Source organism: Streptomyces scabiei 87.22 (assembly GCF_000091305.1).
GTDB classification, from domain to species: Bacteria; Actinomycetota; Actinomycetes; order Streptomycetales; family Streptomycetaceae; genus Streptomyces; species Streptomyces scabiei.
Genome location: NC_013929.1, coordinates 4,161,567 through 4,175,821, shown reverse-complemented (window position 1 = coordinate 4,175,821; position 14,255 = coordinate 4,161,567). Strand labels below are relative to the sequence as shown.

Sequence of the window (14,255 nt, the reverse complement as noted above, 5' to 3'; positions counted from 1 at the left end):
ACTTCGGTCGTACGGGCCTCTTCCGTTTCCCCCGACACGCGCCGGCCGGTGAGGCCCGCGGCCCCTTTCCTGTAACGCCTTTCCCGCCCCGGTCCAAGTACCAGTGACAGCACGACCGACCACGGGAGGTACGTACCTTGGCACCGGACAGCAGAGGCCGCGGCGGTCCGCCGGGAGGCGGCATGTACGATCCGGCGGCCTTCGAGGTCTTCTACCGCCGCCATGTCGACGCCGTCACCCGCTTCATGGCCCGGCGGGTCACCGATCCGCACACCGTCGCCGATCTCACCGCCGAGACCTTCCTCGCGGTGATCGACTCCGCCCGCGCCTACCGCCCCGAACTCGGAAGCGAGACGGCCTGGCTCTACGGCATCGCGCGCAACGTGGTCGCGGCGGAGGCGCGGCGCAGCGCACGGCAGAGCGTGCTCGGCGGCCGGATCGCCGGCCGCCGGCTGCTGGAGGCAGACGACATCGGCCGGCTGGAGGACAAGCTCGACGCCGAGGCGGCCGGACGGCGGGCACTGGCCGCGCTGGACGGGCTCCCCGAGGGCGAGCGCGCGGTCGTCGAACTGGTCGCCGTCGACCAGTTGAGCGTCTCCGAGGCCGCCACGGCGCTGGGGATACGCAAGGTCACGGCACGCGTACGGCTGCACCGGGCCCGCCGGGCGCTCCGCTCGGCGGCGGTGGGCAGTGACCATCCGGCAGGGCTCAGCTACGCAGGGGGAGAGGCATGACCACGAGGACGACGAAGACCTTCGAGGACCGGCTGCTGGACGAGCTCCGGCGGGAGATCGCGCTGCGCGCCGAGGACGCGCCCGCGCCCGTGCCCGCGGTCCGCCGCACGGTCACGACCCGGCGGGCGCTGGTCGCCCTCGCGGCGTGCGTCGCGGCGGCGGGGGTGGTGGTGGGGCTGCCGTCGTCGAGCGGTGGGTCGAAGGCGTACGCGGTGGAGCGGAACGACGACGGCACCATCACTGTGACCGGTGAGGACCTCGCGGCCTGGGAGTACCGGGGAGAGTTGGCGGAGCAACTGCATGACCTGGGCGTTCTGACGAGCTTCGACAGGCCCAGGAGCGGCTATGTCTGCGCGAAGCCGCGCGGCGAGACGCCGGGTCCGGAGAAGGTCACGGATCCGACCGCTCTGTGGACGTACACCCTGCGTCCTGGCGACACCCTGGTCTTCGAGGACCCGGAGCCGATCAAGGACTCGGTCAGCCCGGCCGGGGTCATGTACGTGGTCAAGGGGAAGGCGAAGCCCTGCAGGGAAGTGCCCTACGAAGGGGCGAAGTGGCTCGAGGAGTCCTTGAAGTGAACTAGGCCGAGCCGCCCGCACGGCACCGGCCGTGCGGGCCGCCCCGGAGCTTCGGCACTTCGAAACTATTCGGCGCGTACGACCCGTTGTCCCCTCGCTTCACTCCCTCCACCATTTGTCATGGCGCTGAGCAAATTCAGCCTTCGGGACGACCGGTCGAGGGGTGTGGCATGTCCGCGGACGTCAGTCGGAGAACGGTTCTCGGAGCGGGTGCGGGGCTCGCCGTGGTGCCCGCTCTGCCGGGGGTGGCGCGGGCGGAGGAGGCATCCGTGGGGGGCGGGCTCACCGGGGGCGGGCCGAAGGTCACCGACCCCGGCGCGTACCTCTCCTTCACGCCCGTGCCGGGGGCGTTCGCGCTGGTCGGTGCGCCGGTGGTGGTCAGCCCCGAGGATCACCCCGGGGTCGTACGGGTCGCGGGGGATCTGCGGGACGACATCGAGCGGGTGACCGGGGTACGGCCGGGGGACGAGACGGCGGCCGAGATCGTGCTGGTGGGGACCATCGGGCGCAGTCCGCTGATCGACGGTCTGATCGAGGCCGGGAAGCTGGACGTCGAGGGGGTGCGGGGGAAGTGGGAGACCTCCCTGCAGACGGTCGTCGAGCGGCCGATGCCCGGGGTGCGGCGGGCCTTCGTCGTCGCCGGCAGCGATCCGCGCGGCACGATCTTCGGTGCGTACGACGTGTCGTACGGCCTCGGTGTCTCGCCCTGGTACTGGTGGGACGACGTGCCGCCGGTGCGCCGGGACGCGGTGTACGTGCGGCCGGGCCGGTTCGGGCAGGGCACGCCGGCCGTGAAGTACCGGGGGGTCTTCATCAACGACGAGAACCCGGCGCTCGGGACCTGGGCGCCGGCGTTCTTCGGGCCCGGAAAGGCGCCGGGGCACCCCGGGGGCTTCACCGCTGACTTCTGGGCGAAGGTCTTCGAGGTGCTGCTGAGGCTGAAGGGGAACTACGTCTGGCCGGCGGTCTGGGGGCGGGCCTTCGCCGAGGACGACCCGGAGAACCACGCGCGGGCGAAGCAGTACGGGATTGTCATGGGCACGTCGCACGAGGCGCCCATGATGCGGGGAATCGAGGAGTGGAACCGTCATGCGGTGCCCGCCGTGCGGGACAGTGCGGGCAACGTGGTGACTCCCGGCCGGGACCCCTACGGGGGCACCGGGGAGTGGTCGTACCGCCGGAACGCCGAGGCCATCAGGGAGTACTGGCGGGACGGCATCCGGCGCATGGTCGACGAGGACTTCGAGGGCGTCGTCACGCTGGGGATGCGGGGCAACGGCGACACGAGCCTGCCCGACGGCGACGGCATCGAGCTGATGCGGGAGATCATCGACACCCAGCGGCGGATCATCGCGGAGGTGACCGGCCGCCCGGTGGAGGAGACCCCGCAGGTGTGGACCCTCTACAAGGAGGTCCAGCGGTACTGGGACCGGGGGCTGCGGGCACCGGAGGACGTCACCGTCGTCCTCACGGACGACAACTGGGGGAACATCCGCAGGCATCCGGACCCGGAGGAGCCCGTACGGCCCGGGGGCTACGGGTTGTACTACCACTTCGACTACGTGGGCGTCGGCCGCAACTACAAGTGGGTCGACACGGCGAACCTCGTGAACCTGTGGGAGCAGCTGCACCAGGCGGACGCGTACGGCAATCACGGTCTGTGGGTGGTGAACGTCGGCGACCTGAAGGGGAACGAGCTGCCGACGGAGTTCTTCATGAACTACGCCTGGAACCCGGGGCGTTGGGGCGTGAAGGAGCTGGAGGAGTGGGAGCGGGGTTTCGCGCGGCAGAACTTCGGGGCCGAGGCGGCGGCGGAGATCGCCGAGGTGCTGGGCGCGTACGGGCAGCTCCAGGCCCGTCGCAAGCCGGAGCTGCTGAACCGCCGGATCACCCTCGACGAGGCGAAGGACCCCACGAAGGACGAGCGGGCGATCGTCTACGACGACCGGGCGACGCCGTTCTTCTTCGGGCACCGTGAGCTGGAACGCGTCACGGAGCAGTGGCGGGCGCTCGCGAAGCGGGCCGAGCGGGTGGGGCGGCGACTGCCGGCGGCCCTGCGGGACGCCTGGTTCGAACTGGTCGGCTACGAGGTGGCGGCCACCGCGAACCTGTACGAGCTGCGGGAGGCGGAGTTCCAGAACCTGCTGTACGCGCGGCAGGGACGGGCGGCGGCCAACGGTCGCGCCGAGGCCGCCGAGGCGGGACTCGCCCAGGATCTCGCGCTGGCCCACCGCTTCAACTCCGAGGTCGCGGGCGGGAAGTGGCGGGGCTTCCAGACCCAGCCGCACATCGGTTACGGGGACGTGGAGCGCTACGGCCCGAACGCCGGATGGCAGCAGCCGGAGCGGAACAACGTGGCGCTGCCGGACGAGATCTTCCCCCAGGTGCGGCGGATCGAGGTGCCGGAGGCGGCGGAGCTGGGGGTGGCGGTCGACGGGGCCGACGACGCGGGGGAGTGGTGGCCCCGGTCCCGTGCCGAGGCGGTGCTTCCGGTGTTCAGCCCTTACCGGACCGGGCCCCGGCAGTACGTGGAGGTCTTCAACCGGGGGCGTACGCCCTTCTCGTACCGGATCGAGTCGTCGGCGCCCTGGCTGGTGGTGGACCGGACCCGGGGGCGGGTCGAGGAGCAGGTGCGGGTCGGGGTCCGGGTGGACTGGGGGCGGGTTCCGGCCGGGGGCGCTCAGGCGTCGTTGACGGTGAGCGGGGCCGGGGCCTCGGTCGTGGTGAAGGCCGTCGCGGAGAAGCCGTCGGCGCGTGAGGCGCGGAGGCTGCGGGGGTTCGTCGAGGCGGGCGGATACGTGGCGATCGACGCGGAGCACCACACGCGGGCGGTGGGGTCGCGCGACGGCCGGGTGGGCTGGCGCCGGATCGAGCGGATCGGGCGTACGGGGGCGGGGGTGACGCCGTGGCCGGTGACCGCGGCCCGGCAGACGCCGGGCGGGTCCGGGCCGCGGCTGGAGTACACGGTCGGACTGCTGTCGGCCGTGGACGAGGTGACGGTGCTGGCGTACCTCTCGCCCCGGAACCCCGCGCTCGCGACGGGCGGGCTGCGGTACGCCGTCTCCTTCGACGCGGACGCCCCGCAGGTCGTCGACATCCACGCCGCCACCGGGGCCGACGACGGGCTCATGAACAAGCAGTGGGCGCGCCACACCTCGGACAACGTCAACGTGACGGCGACCCGGCACACGGTCGCCGGACCCGGGGTGCACCGGCTGACGTTCTGGATGGTCGACCCGACGGTGGTGCTGCAACGGCTGGTGATCGACACGGGTGGGCTGACACCGACGTATCTGGGGCCGCTGGAGAGCCACCGGATCTGAGAAGGGACTCGTACACGATGACGACGTACACGAACCGCCTGCGCCTGCCCGTGCTCGGGCTGGTCGCCGGGGCCCTGCTGTCCACGGCGGTGGCCGCGCAGCCGGCCTCGGCGCACGGGACTCGTCCCGGGCCGCCGTTGCGGGCGCTCGCCGAGCGGGCCGGCGTCCGGATCGGGACGGCCGTCGACCTGGCGGCCCTCGCGGACGACCGGACCTACCGCAGGACGACGGTCCGGGAGTTCGACTCGGTGACCGCCGAGAACGCCATGAAGTGGGAGTCGGTGGAGCCGCAGCGGGGGGTGTACGACTGGAAGGCCGCCGACGATCTGGTGCGCTTCGCCCGCAAGAACGGGCAGGTCGTGCGCGGGCACACCCTGGTCTGGCACAGCCAGTTGCCGGCCTGGCTGACGGCCGGGGTGACGGACGGGTCGATCGGGGCGACGGAGCTGCGCGGCATTCTCCGGAAGCACATCACGACCGAGGTGAAGCGGTACAAGGGGAAGATCCAGCAGTGGGACGTGGTGAACGAGGTCTTCGAGGAGGACGGCAGCCTGCGGAACTCGGTCTGGCTGCGTGAGCTGGGGCCGTCGTACATCGCGGACGCCTTCCGCTGGGCGCACGCCGCCGACCCGAAGGCGAAGCTCTTCCTCAACGACTACAACGTGGAGGGCGTCAACGCGAAGTCCACGGCGTACTACGAACTCGCGAAGCGGCTGCGGGCCGAGGGCGTGCCGGTGCAGGGGTTCGGTGCCCAGGGGCACCTGGCGATCCAGTACGGCTTCCCGGGCCGGGTCGCGGAGAACCTCGCGCGCTTCGGGGCGCTGGGGATGCGGACGGCGTTCACGGAGGTGGACGTGCGGATGATCCTGCCGGTGGACGAGACGAAGACGGCGACGCAGGCGAGCTACTACCGGCAGCTGCTGGACGCCTGCCTGGGGGCGCGCAGCTGCACGTCGTTCACGGTGTGGGGGTTCACGGACAAGTACTCGTGGGTGCCCGGGGTCTTCGACGGCGAGGGTTCGGCGACGCCGATGGACGAGACGTACGGGCGGAAGGCGGCGTACGGGGCGCTGCGGGACGGGTTGGCGGACGGGCGCCGTGGGCAGCGGCCGGTGACTGCCGCCCCAGCGGGTCAGTAGCGGCTGCGGAACAGGGCCCGGTCGCCCATGAACTCGCCGGTCATGGCCGCCGCGGCGAGCCGGTCCGCGAAGCGGTCGTACGCCGCGTACTCGCTCTCGGTGAGCGTGACCCGGCGTGCGCCCCCGGCCCGGCCGCCGTCCGCGCTGAGGGCGCAGCGGTCGGGGGTGAGTGCGGCGGCCAGGGTCGCGACGTCCTGGTCGGGGGCGAGGGTCAGGACCGCGACCGTCCGGTCGACGGTGCCGGCGTACGCGCCGGGGCTCGGCACGCTCTCGATGTCCGCCGAGCCGTCGGGGTGGTGGGTGACGAGGAGCGAGGGGTTGGCCTTCGCGCCGGCGCGCAGGGCGCGGCGGACCCGCTTGAGGGCGCGCAGGTCCTGCTCGGTCACGGTGACGGGGTGCAGGGGTATCAGCGGGGTGCCGTCCGGGGCGCGCAGCGCGCTGCCTCGGGCGGGGTCCGCGGTGACTCCCCTCAGACAGCGGCGGCTGCGCAGCGCGGGCGGGAACGCGCGGTGGACGTTTCCCCAGGCGTCCAGGCAGGTCGGCGCGTCCAGGCCCGTGAGGTTCTCCAGCCCCGGCGGGTAGGCGGGCGCGATGTGCTCGCCGACGCCGTTCTCCCGGGCGGCCCAGGCCGCGTGGTAGGGGGCGAGGAGGCGGTCGTTGGTCATGTAGAAGTCGTGCAGCCACTGGGGGTCCTGCGGGACGAGGACCGTGACGATGGCGGGGGCGCGTCCGGGGCGTACGGGGCGTGCGGGAGGCATACCGGTCCCTCTCGTTGATATCGTCATCACGACGAGATTATATCGTCAGATCGACGATATTCCTAGGGAACCGGGCGGCCACGCCCGTTTCCCCTCGGCTAGCCTCACCGCATGTCTCTCACCGTTGATCAATTGACCGGGTATGGGGAGCGGGATCTGGACGCCGATCTGGCGCGCTGGTTCCCCGATGCGCCGCGGGTCGACGTCCCGACGTCGACCCGCCCGGTCGCACCCTTCCTCGCCAGGCTCCCGCCCGACGCCGCCACCGCGCTGGCCGCCTTCGACCGCCGGGTGCGCTCGGGAACCCTGCCCGGCGGGTTCCTCGACCTGTACGACTGGTCGTACGCCTTCGACTTCGGGGCCAACGGCTGCCGGATCCTCGACTCCGACTACGAGACGGAGCTCTCCGACGACGACGTCTGGTCGCTCGGCGCCGACGGCGGAGGCAACTACTACGTGATGCCGGCCAACGGCCGGGTCGCGGTGTGGTTCCACGAGGAGGAGGTCATCGAGGCCGAGACGCAGTTCGACAACCTCGACGTCTTCCTCTGGTCGGTCGTCCGTCACCGGGCCGTGCGCGCCGGGGTCCTCGACCTGGCGGCGGTCGAGGCCGACTTCCGCGCCCTCGGCCAGCCCGGCGTACTGGCGGAGGGGACCGGGCTCCTCGCCTCGCTCAAGTGAGGGCGCGACCGTGAGAACGCGACCTCGCCGGACCGTCCCGTCCGTCCGCCGCCGACCTCGCGGCTGTCGTCATGGCCGCGCCGGGTCCTGCCCACTGGACCGGCAGTCGCGGCAGCGGCTTCCCGCCGGTCCCCGGAAGCCGCGGTCGCAGCCGCCGCAGTTCGTCATCGCGTAGTGGACGGACGGCGGTGACGCCGGGGCCCGGAACGGCGGCGGGGGCGGGAGCTGGGCCGCGAGGCGGTGGGCCAGCAGGGCGGCCGGGCGGTGGAGCGGCTCGGGCGGGAGATCGCCGGTCAGGGCGTCACGTACGGCGGTGGGGGTGAGGTCGCGCTCCAGCCAGGCGGCCAAGCCCGGGGCGAGATGGGCGGTGTCGCAGGCCGAGAGGAGCAGGCGGGGGTCCGCTCGGCGCAGGTCGGCGAGGAGGTCGGTGGCGGTCCGGAGAAGGGTGGGGGAGAGGTAGCCGGGCTGAGGGACGGCGGGGAGGGGCTTGCGCGGTGCCTTCTGCTGCCGGGGGGCGCCTGTTCGGTGTACGGGCCGGCCCTCGTCCTCCGTGTGGGGGCGGCCGGGCTGGTTGCAGGAGGTCGTACGGGTGATGATCCGGCCGCCGGGGATGCGTACGCGCTCCCGGCGCAGGTACCCGTGGTTCTCCAGTTCGTTCAGCGCGGCGGCGATCCGAGTCGCGCCCTCCTGGAAGCGGGCGGTGAGGCTCTTGATGTCGACGTGGGCGCCCTTCGGCAGCGACTGGATGTGAGCCCCCAGCCCGATCGCGAGGAGCGACAACTCCGGATGCTGGGCGAGGTGGTTGCCGATCACCGTGAAGCGGCTGGTGTGACGGGTGTGCTCGTGGATCAGGCCGCCGCCGGAGCGGGGGGCCGGGTGCCGTTTCGGGTGCTTGTTGTCGGCAAGCCGGGCACGGGCGCGCGAGGGCGCGCTAGGGTTCTGCGTATCCATCGGGAAGGGGCTTGTCTTCCTTGGTGGTCAGGCCCTCGCACTGGGATTGCAGTCCCGGCGAGGGCCGTCGTACGTCTGCGGTTGTTGTGCGGTCGCGGTGTCGTGCTGCGCTGAGCGTAGGGGTAACAACCGCTCCGAAATCCAGCCGAGTTGGCGATGTTCACCCGAGAGGGTGAGACGGCCTGCCGGGCGGGAGGAGGGGTGGGGTTTGGTGGGGTTCTTTCTCTCCCGGGTTCTTTGGAGAAAGACCGCCCGTCGCACCGGAGCCCGCATTTCCGGGTCCCGGTGCCTGTCGGACGGTGACCTCGGCCCAGACCGTCTTGCGTGGCGGCAGTCCCGGTGCGGTGCCCCAGCGGTCGGCCGGCGCCTCGACGAGGAGGAGACCCCGGCCGGACTCGGCGCCCGGGCAGGGGTGTTGGGTTGTTGTCAGCTGTTCACCGCGCGTGTCCGTGACCTCGAAACACGTCGCCGAGCCGGCGCGGCTGCGCGATCCGATCGGCGCGGTCGAGGAGCTGATCTGGAACAGCGTCGACGCCGACGCCGGGCACGTCGTCGCCGCCCGACCGGTCTCCAGTCGCACCTTCACCATGACGTCGGTTTCTCCGGTTCTGTCATCCATACCTGAGCGAGGGCACAATCTGCTCTCTCCGGTGGGTCCGACGTGTGCGATCGCCGCGAGATCACTCTTGGTACTCTGCCGCCTCCCGTAGGAACACGCTTTCGAAGAGGTGTGAATGAAGTCAGGCAGACGGACCGTAGCGGTGGCCACGCTCGTGGGGGCGCTCGGGTTCTCGGTGCTGAACGCGCCGGCGGCTCAGGCGGCGGACACCGGGATCACCGTGTCGGACATCGTCATCAACAAGGGCAAGCCGATCGTGGTCGGCACGACGAAGGAGGTGCGGCCGTCCGTCACCTTCAAGATCGCCCTGCCGGCGGGGCTGAGCACCGCGAACCCCTCCGGTTACACCGCCCACCCCTTCATCTACCGCGGTGACAGGGCCAAGGCCGTCGACACCGGCGACGGTTACATCGGCCCGGGCATCTACACGTGCTTCGAGGTCGACGCCAGGCACTCCCGCTGCGAGGGTGAGTTCCACATCGACCCGCACTGGAGCCGGAAGCAGGTCAACACCAACGCGGCCGCCACGACGTGGAAGACCGCCGTCGTCATGCGGCTGTGGAAGGCGAGCGGCGGCCTCAAGACCGAGGAGTACGAGACCCGGTCCACGACCGTCCAGCTCAAGCGCGCGGCCAGGGCCACGGTCGCCGCCACGCCGGAGACCGTGACCAAGGGCAGGAAGGTCACCGTCACGGGCAAGCTCACCCGGGCGAACTGGAGCACCAAGAAGTACGGCGGCTACAGCGGCCGTACGGTCAGCCTCCAGTACCGGGCCTCGGACGCCACCTCCTTCAAGACCGTCAAGAAGGTCACGACCGGCAGCACCGGCGGCCTGAACACCACGGTCACCGCCTCGGCCGACGGCTTCTACCGCTGGGTGTACTACGGCAACTCGACGACCGACGCCGTCACCACCGCCAACGTCTACGTCGACGTCCGCTGACCTCCAGCCTCAGCGGAGCGTCGGTACCTCGCCGCCCTCGGCCCGCGTGAGCGTCACCCCCGCCAGGCCCCGCAGTCGGCGGTCCGCCACCGCGGCCAGCGCCTCGGCGGCCGGCGGGGTCGGGCCGAGGCCGATGGCATAGCGGACCGGGGCCGTGGCGAACGGGCGCGGCCAGGCGTGGCAGCCCGGCGCCAGCCCGGCCAGGTCGGTGATCAGGGCTCGCATCCGGCCCCGTACCCGGCCCTCGTCCACGACCCCGTCCGTACCCGCGCCCGCCGTCACGACCGCCCAGGCGGCGTGGCGGCGGTGCAGCGGGGGAGGGGCCAGGACCTCGGTCCACGAGGCGCCCTCCTCCAGCAACTCCCAGGCCCGGAACAGCTCCTGGGTGATCAGGTCGCGCATGTCCGCCGTGACCTGGTCCGTGCAGGAGCGGACCGGGGCGGACGGCGTGGCGACGGTGAGGGGCCCGGCCGGGGCCCCTTCGAGGCCACCGACCGGCTCGCGCCAGTCCCAGGCCGCCCAGGTCGCGAAGAAGTGCCGCAGGAGGCAGGAGGGCGGCAGATCTCCCGCCTCGCCCGCCGTGCGGGCCGCCAGCACGGACCAGGCCAGGCCCGGCAGGCCGCCGAACGGCGCCGAGTCCAGGCCCCGGGCCCGCGCCCACGCCTTGACCTGCCGGGCGAGCCCGGCGAACGCCGGACCGCGACCGCCCACCGAGGCGAGCACCGCCTCGGCGTCGCTCACCGCGCTGAGCGCGAGCGCCGCCGCCTCGCCCAGCTCGGCCCGGCGGTCCACCGCCTCCCCCGGGTCCATCGCCCCGGTGGCCACGACGGCCAGGTCCACGTCCAGGCCGTCGAACCGCAGCCGCAGCCCGGGGACCCGTGCCCCGACGACCTCGCGCACCTCCGAGGCTCCACCCAACTCCCTGCGCAGGGAACCGAGTTCGACGGTTCCGGGGAGCGCCGCCACCAGGTCCAGGTCCGCGCCGGGCAGCGCGCAGCCCATGCGCCGGGAACCGGCCACATGCACGACACCGCCGGGGAGCGCGTCCGCGACGAGGCGCCTGACCCGGTCGGCCGTGCCGGCCTCGCGGTCCCCCTCGGGAGCGTGGGGCACCGCCTCCTCCGCCCAGCGCACCTCACCCGTCCCCAGGCTCACCGTCGCCCGCACCCGCATCGGCTCGTCCCCGCGCCGCGACAGCAGCGCCAGTTCGCCGACCCTGGCCGACCGGGGGGCGAGCCGGGCCGCGCACGCGGCGGCCAGGGCGTTCGGGTCGGTGGTGCGCCCCAGGCTCAGGTGCGGGGTGAAGCCCTCCTGACGGCCCCGGCAGCGCGGAAAGTGGCGTACGAGGGTGCTGTGCAGCTCGGCCCAGGGCCACTCGCCGGCCGCCGCCGGGTCCAGCCACACCGTCGCGTCGTCCCGGTGGCCGAACCAGTGCACGCCCTCCAGCCGGACGTCGAACGGAGCCGTCACCGCCCCGGCGAGCACCGAGGCCGCCTCCTCGAAGGCGTGCTCCGGCACGAAGCCGAAGAGGACGTTCACATGGGGAGGCCAGCGGTGGATCTGCGGGTCGTGCGCACGCCGGATGTCCTGCAGCGGCGGCCACAGCTCCTCCGGAGGGAGCCACGCCAGGGCCGTACGGGCCGTCGGCCCGACGTCCAGCGCCGCGGGGGCGGAGTCGGCGGTGCCGGACCCCACCTCCGCCCGCACCCCGTAGTGGTCCGAGACGAAGAGTCCGTCCGGCGAGGGCGTGTCCCCGTACAGCTCGGCCGAGCGCACTGCGAGCCCCGGCCCGCGCACCAGCACCCGGTCCAGCCGGGACGCCCGTCCCGTCAGGGACGAGACCGCCGCCAGCGGGTTGGCGACCGGGTCGAAGGTCGGGGTCGCGTCGTCCGGGCCGTGCGTCTCGCTCCAGGCGTCCCGCATCCCGAGCGTCACCTGGGGGGTGTCGCCGCCGTCGTTGAAGTCGCCCAGCAGCACGAGACCGGCGTCCAGGGCCGCGAACCCCTCGGCGATCCGGGCCAGTTCGGCGGTGCGGCGGCCGGCGCCGTCGGCGGAGTGGTCGCTGCTCAGATGCGTCGCCGCGACGACGAGGGGACGCTGCCCCGCCTCCACCACGACCGAGGCCACCGCCTTGTGCGGGCCCAGCGCGTGGAACGCGGCCTCACGCACCGGCAACCGGCTCAGCAGCAGCAGCCCGCACTCCGCCACGTCCCGCCCGCGCGGGTCGGACCCCAGCGTCCACTCCGCCCGCACCCACGGCTCGCTCAGCAGCATCGCCAGCAGGGCCGCCTCGACCTCCTGCAACGCGATCACGTCGACCTCGGCGTCCCGCAGGGCGCGCAGCAGCAGCGGCCTGCGCCCGGCGCTGTCGATGAGGTCGGCGTCGTAGCGGTCCCAGAGGGTGTTCCAGGTCAGCACCCGGACGTTGTCCCCGCCGGCCGCGCCGTCGGCGCCCCGGGGGGCGCGCACGGGCGCCCACTGTTCCCCGTCCCACGCGTGCGGCGTGCGCGCCGTGAAGAACGGCGCCCGCAGCAGACGGGACTCCCGCACGCGCCCCGCGTCCGTCGCGTCGATCCGGTCCACGCCCGTCGCCCGGTCCCAGACCAGCTCGCCGTCCGCCTCGACGAACAGCACCCGGTGCCACGGGATCTCGCCGCCGGGCACGAACGCGGGCAGCGGGACCCGCTTGGGCGCGGCGCCGCGCTCCAGCACGCCGAACACGAAGCGGGCCGGGTCGAAGCGCGCGTCCCAGCGCACCCGGTGGTAGATCTCCTCGCTCGTCCGCACGGTTCCTCAGACCTCTTCCTCTACTGTCCCGCTCGCCCCGACGTACCAGGTGCGGTGCGCGTCGCCCGGGTACGGCGGGGCGAAGCGGTGCAGCTGGGCGGTGAGCACCTGCGGCGGTACCGGGTGGTCGCGGCGGGTGTTGCGCCGGATCAGCTCGTCCTCGTCGACGAGGACCACGGCATGGGTGATGAGGGCGTTGCGGCGCTGCGCGACCGCGTGCACCAGCGCGCGCTGCCGGTGGGTGAGCGAGGTGGCGTCCCACACCGCCGTCCCGCCGGCGGCCAGCGCCGCGTCCAGCCGGTCGAGCCCCTCGCGCAGCACGTCCGGGTTGGCCCGCTGGTCGGCGCGCGCTCCCCGCGCCCCGCGCAGCTCGTCCAGCGAGACGTACGCGTCCACGCCTGCGAGCCCCCGCGCGAAGGTGCTCTTGCCGCTGCCCGACGGCCCGACCAGCTGGATCAGTCCCGGATAGGCCCCCGACCGCCAGCGCCAGGTCGCGGCGACGGCGCCCGCGGCGTCCGTGACGCGCCCCCGCGCGTACGCCTCGCGCGCCTCGGCCCGGCACCGGACCGCCGCGTCGGGCGACAGCCCGGCGAACGCCTCCCGCACGGCACCCTCGTCCAGCGGCCGCACCTCCTCGGCGTGCAGCGCCGACCACTCCACCAGCTCGCGCGCCTCCTCCGTCGCCGCCGTGGCGCGGGCGACCGCGTGCAGCAGCCCGAGATCGGCGGCGAGGGAGAGCCGGGCCAGGCCCGTACGGCGGTCCTCGTCCGGGTACGGCCGGTGCAGCGCGGGGTGCAGTCCGACGAGGTCGGCGACCCGGCGCGCGAGCGGCATGCCCACGACCCCGGCCAGCCGGGCCGCGAGCCGGGCGCGGCGGCCGCCGGGGCCGTGCGCGTGCAGCAGCGCGGCCAGGACGCCGGCGAGCCGGTCGTCACCGGTCCGCCCGGCGCCCGCGTCGAAGCGGGCGAGCGCCTCCCGGTCCCCCTCACCGGGCAGCCCCACCGCCTCCGCCAGCGCGTCGGCGTCGGCGTGCGCGCCGGAGCGCACCGCCCAGAGCGGCGCCCGCGCCCCCAGACCGTTCTCGACGACGGCCGCATGCATCCAGTGCGTGCCCGTCGTCACGTGCCCGGCCCGCACCCACTTCGCGACGCTGGCGCCGAACTCCTGTGCGCCGAAGCCGTCCACGACCCGGACGACGTACCCCTCCTGGCGCGCGAGGTCCAGCCGCAGCGCGCGCAGCGCCCGCTCCTCGAACACGCCCCGCCACAGGACGCGCGGCACGGGGACACCGAGTCCGCGCAGCAAGGCCACCGTCCGGTCCCAGTCCAGACAGCGCCCGTCCGCGTCCCACACCGAGAAGCCGTAGAACCAGCTGTCCAGGTCGTCGTAGGGGAGCGAGTGACGGGCGAACATGTTCTCGCCGCACACCCGCCAGCCCCGGGGTATCGCGGGGCCGATCCGGGCCTGGAGCGCCTTGACCCAGGTACGGGAGGGGTGGTGCGCGGAGTCCGGTGAGCGGGCGTGCAGGCCGTCGGCGTACAGCGTGGTGTTCTCGCCGTCCAGCTTCTCGGTCACGACGACCTCGCGGCCGCGCAGCCCGGACAGGTCGGTGACCCGGAGATCGTCGGCGGTGGCGCCGGGGGACCAGGGCAGATGCCGGGTCCGCGGATAGTGCGTACGCATCGTGAACGTTCCCCCGTGAGCCGCAGTACCTGATCAGCGTAGGAGCGCGGGCGGGGGCG

The 14,255-nt window shown here is 73.4% G+C and carries 10 protein-coding genes; 6 read left to right on the top strand and 4 right to left on the bottom strand.

Going from position 1 to position 14,255, the window contains the following annotated elements; genetic code table 11:
- Positions 1 to 182 precede the first annotated feature (182 nt).
- The 4 genes from SCAB_RS17580 to SCAB_RS17565 all read left to right on the top strand — a co-directional run bounded on the left by SCAB_RS17580 (position 183) and on the right by SCAB_RS17565 (position 5,774).
- On the top strand, positions 183 to 734 hold the full coding sequence (locus SCAB_RS17580) for an RNA polymerase sigma factor (RefSeq protein WP_037725115.1): 552 nt from the start codon (positions 183 to 185) through the stop codon (positions 732 to 734).
- Entirely contained in the window at positions 731 to 1,312 is a 582-nt protein-coding gene (locus SCAB_RS17575) for a hypothetical protein (protein WP_013001428.1), read from the top strand. Before SCAB_RS17580 ends, SCAB_RS17575 begins: the two co-directional genes overlap by 4 nt.
- Before the next feature lie 170 nt (positions 1,313 to 1,482).
- On the top strand, positions 1,483 to 4,635 hold the full coding sequence (locus SCAB_RS17570; RefSeq protein WP_173402889.1) for a glycosyl hydrolase 115 family protein: 3,153 nt from the start codon (positions 1,483 to 1,485) through the stop codon (positions 4,633 to 4,635).
- Positions 4,636 to 4,652: 17 nt separating this feature from the next.
- Positions 4,653 to 5,774 (top strand): endo-1,4-beta-xylanase, encoded by a 1,122-nt coding sequence (locus SCAB_RS17565; protein WP_013001426.1) that lies wholly within the window; start codon positions 4,653 to 4,655, stop codon positions 5,772 to 5,774.
- On the opposite strand, the gene SCAB_RS17560 is transcribed toward SCAB_RS17565, so the two are convergent.
- Entirely contained in the window at positions 5,768 to 6,532 is a 765-nt protein-coding gene (locus SCAB_RS17560) for a hypothetical protein (RefSeq protein WP_013001425.1), read from the bottom strand. The genes SCAB_RS17565 and SCAB_RS17560 overlap by 7 nt on opposite strands.
- Before the next feature lie 111 nt (positions 6,533 to 6,643).
- Here SCAB_RS17560 and SCAB_RS17555 point away from each other — a divergent pair, with 111 nt between their 5' ends.
- A complete protein-coding gene (locus tag SCAB_RS17555; RefSeq protein ID WP_013001424.1) occupies positions 6,644 to 7,213 on the top strand; it encodes a hypothetical protein in 570 nt (189 codons plus the stop codon).
- Positions 7,214 to 7,282: 69 nt separating this feature from the next.
- Here SCAB_RS17555 and SCAB_RS17550 read toward each other — a convergent pair whose 3' ends face one another.
- Positions 7,283 to 8,164 carry a DNA-binding protein gene (locus SCAB_RS17550; protein ID WP_013001423.1) on the bottom strand — a complete coding sequence of 294 codons (882 nt, stop codon included), beginning with the start codon at positions 8,162 to 8,164 and terminating at the stop codon, positions 7,283 to 7,285.
- A 734-nt stretch (positions 8,165 to 8,898) separates the two neighbouring features.
- On the opposite strand from SCAB_RS17550, the gene SCAB_RS17545 reads away from it, so the two are divergent.
- On the top strand, positions 8,899 to 9,726 hold the full coding sequence (locus SCAB_RS17545) for a hypothetical protein (protein WP_037725118.1): 828 nt from the start codon (positions 8,899 to 8,901) through the stop codon (positions 9,724 to 9,726).
- Between the two features lie 9 nt (positions 9,727 to 9,735).
- On the opposite strand, the gene SCAB_RS17540 is transcribed toward SCAB_RS17545, so the two are convergent.
- Together SCAB_RS17540 and SCAB_RS17535 are read right to left on the bottom strand one after the other, a co-directional pair.
- Positions 9,736 to 12,513, bottom strand: coding sequence for a poly(A) polymerase (locus SCAB_RS17540; RefSeq protein WP_013001421.1), 2,778 nt, complete (start codon positions 12,511 to 12,513; stop codon positions 9,736 to 9,738).
- A 6-nt stretch (positions 12,514 to 12,519) separates the two neighbouring features.
- A complete protein-coding gene (locus SCAB_RS17535) occupies positions 12,520 to 14,196 on the bottom strand; it encodes an RNA ligase family protein (protein WP_013001420.1) in 1,677 nt (558 codons plus the stop codon).
- Positions 14,197 to 14,255 lie beyond the last annotated feature (59 nt).

Excerpts from the sequence above, each read along its gene's own strand:
- SCAB_RS17565 (WP_013001426.1), top strand. The coding sequence starts at position 4,653 with ATGACGACGTACACGAACCGCCTGCGCCTGCCCGTGCTCGGGCTGGTC.
- SCAB_RS17535 (WP_013001420.1), bottom strand. The coding sequence starts at position 14,196 with ATGCGTACGCACTATCCGCGGACCCGGCATCTGCCCTGGTCCCCCGGC.
- SCAB_RS17555 (WP_013001424.1), top strand. The coding sequence starts at position 6,644 with ATGTCTCTCACCGTTGATCAATTGACCGGGTATGGGGAGCGGGATCTG.
- SCAB_RS17570 (WP_173402889.1), top strand. The coding sequence starts at position 1,483 with ATGTCCGCGGACGTCAGTCGGAGAACGGTTCTCGGAGCGGGTGCGGGG.
- SCAB_RS17580 (WP_037725115.1), top strand. The coding sequence starts at position 183 with ATGTACGATCCGGCGGCCTTCGAGGTCTTCTACCGCCGCCATGTCGAC.
- SCAB_RS17560 (WP_013001425.1), bottom strand. The coding sequence starts at position 6,532 with ATGCCTCCCGCACGCCCCGTACGCCCCGGACGCGCCCCCGCCATCGTC.
- SCAB_RS17575 (WP_013001428.1), top strand. The coding sequence starts at position 731 with ATGACCACGAGGACGACGAAGACCTTCGAGGACCGGCTGCTGGACGAG.
- SCAB_RS17550 (WP_013001423.1), bottom strand. The coding sequence starts at position 8,164 with ATGGATACGCAGAACCCTAGCGCGCCCTCGCGCGCCCGTGCCCGGCTT.
- SCAB_RS17545 (WP_037725118.1), top strand. The coding sequence starts at position 8,899 with ATGAAGTCAGGCAGACGGACCGTAGCGGTGGCCACGCTCGTGGGGGCG.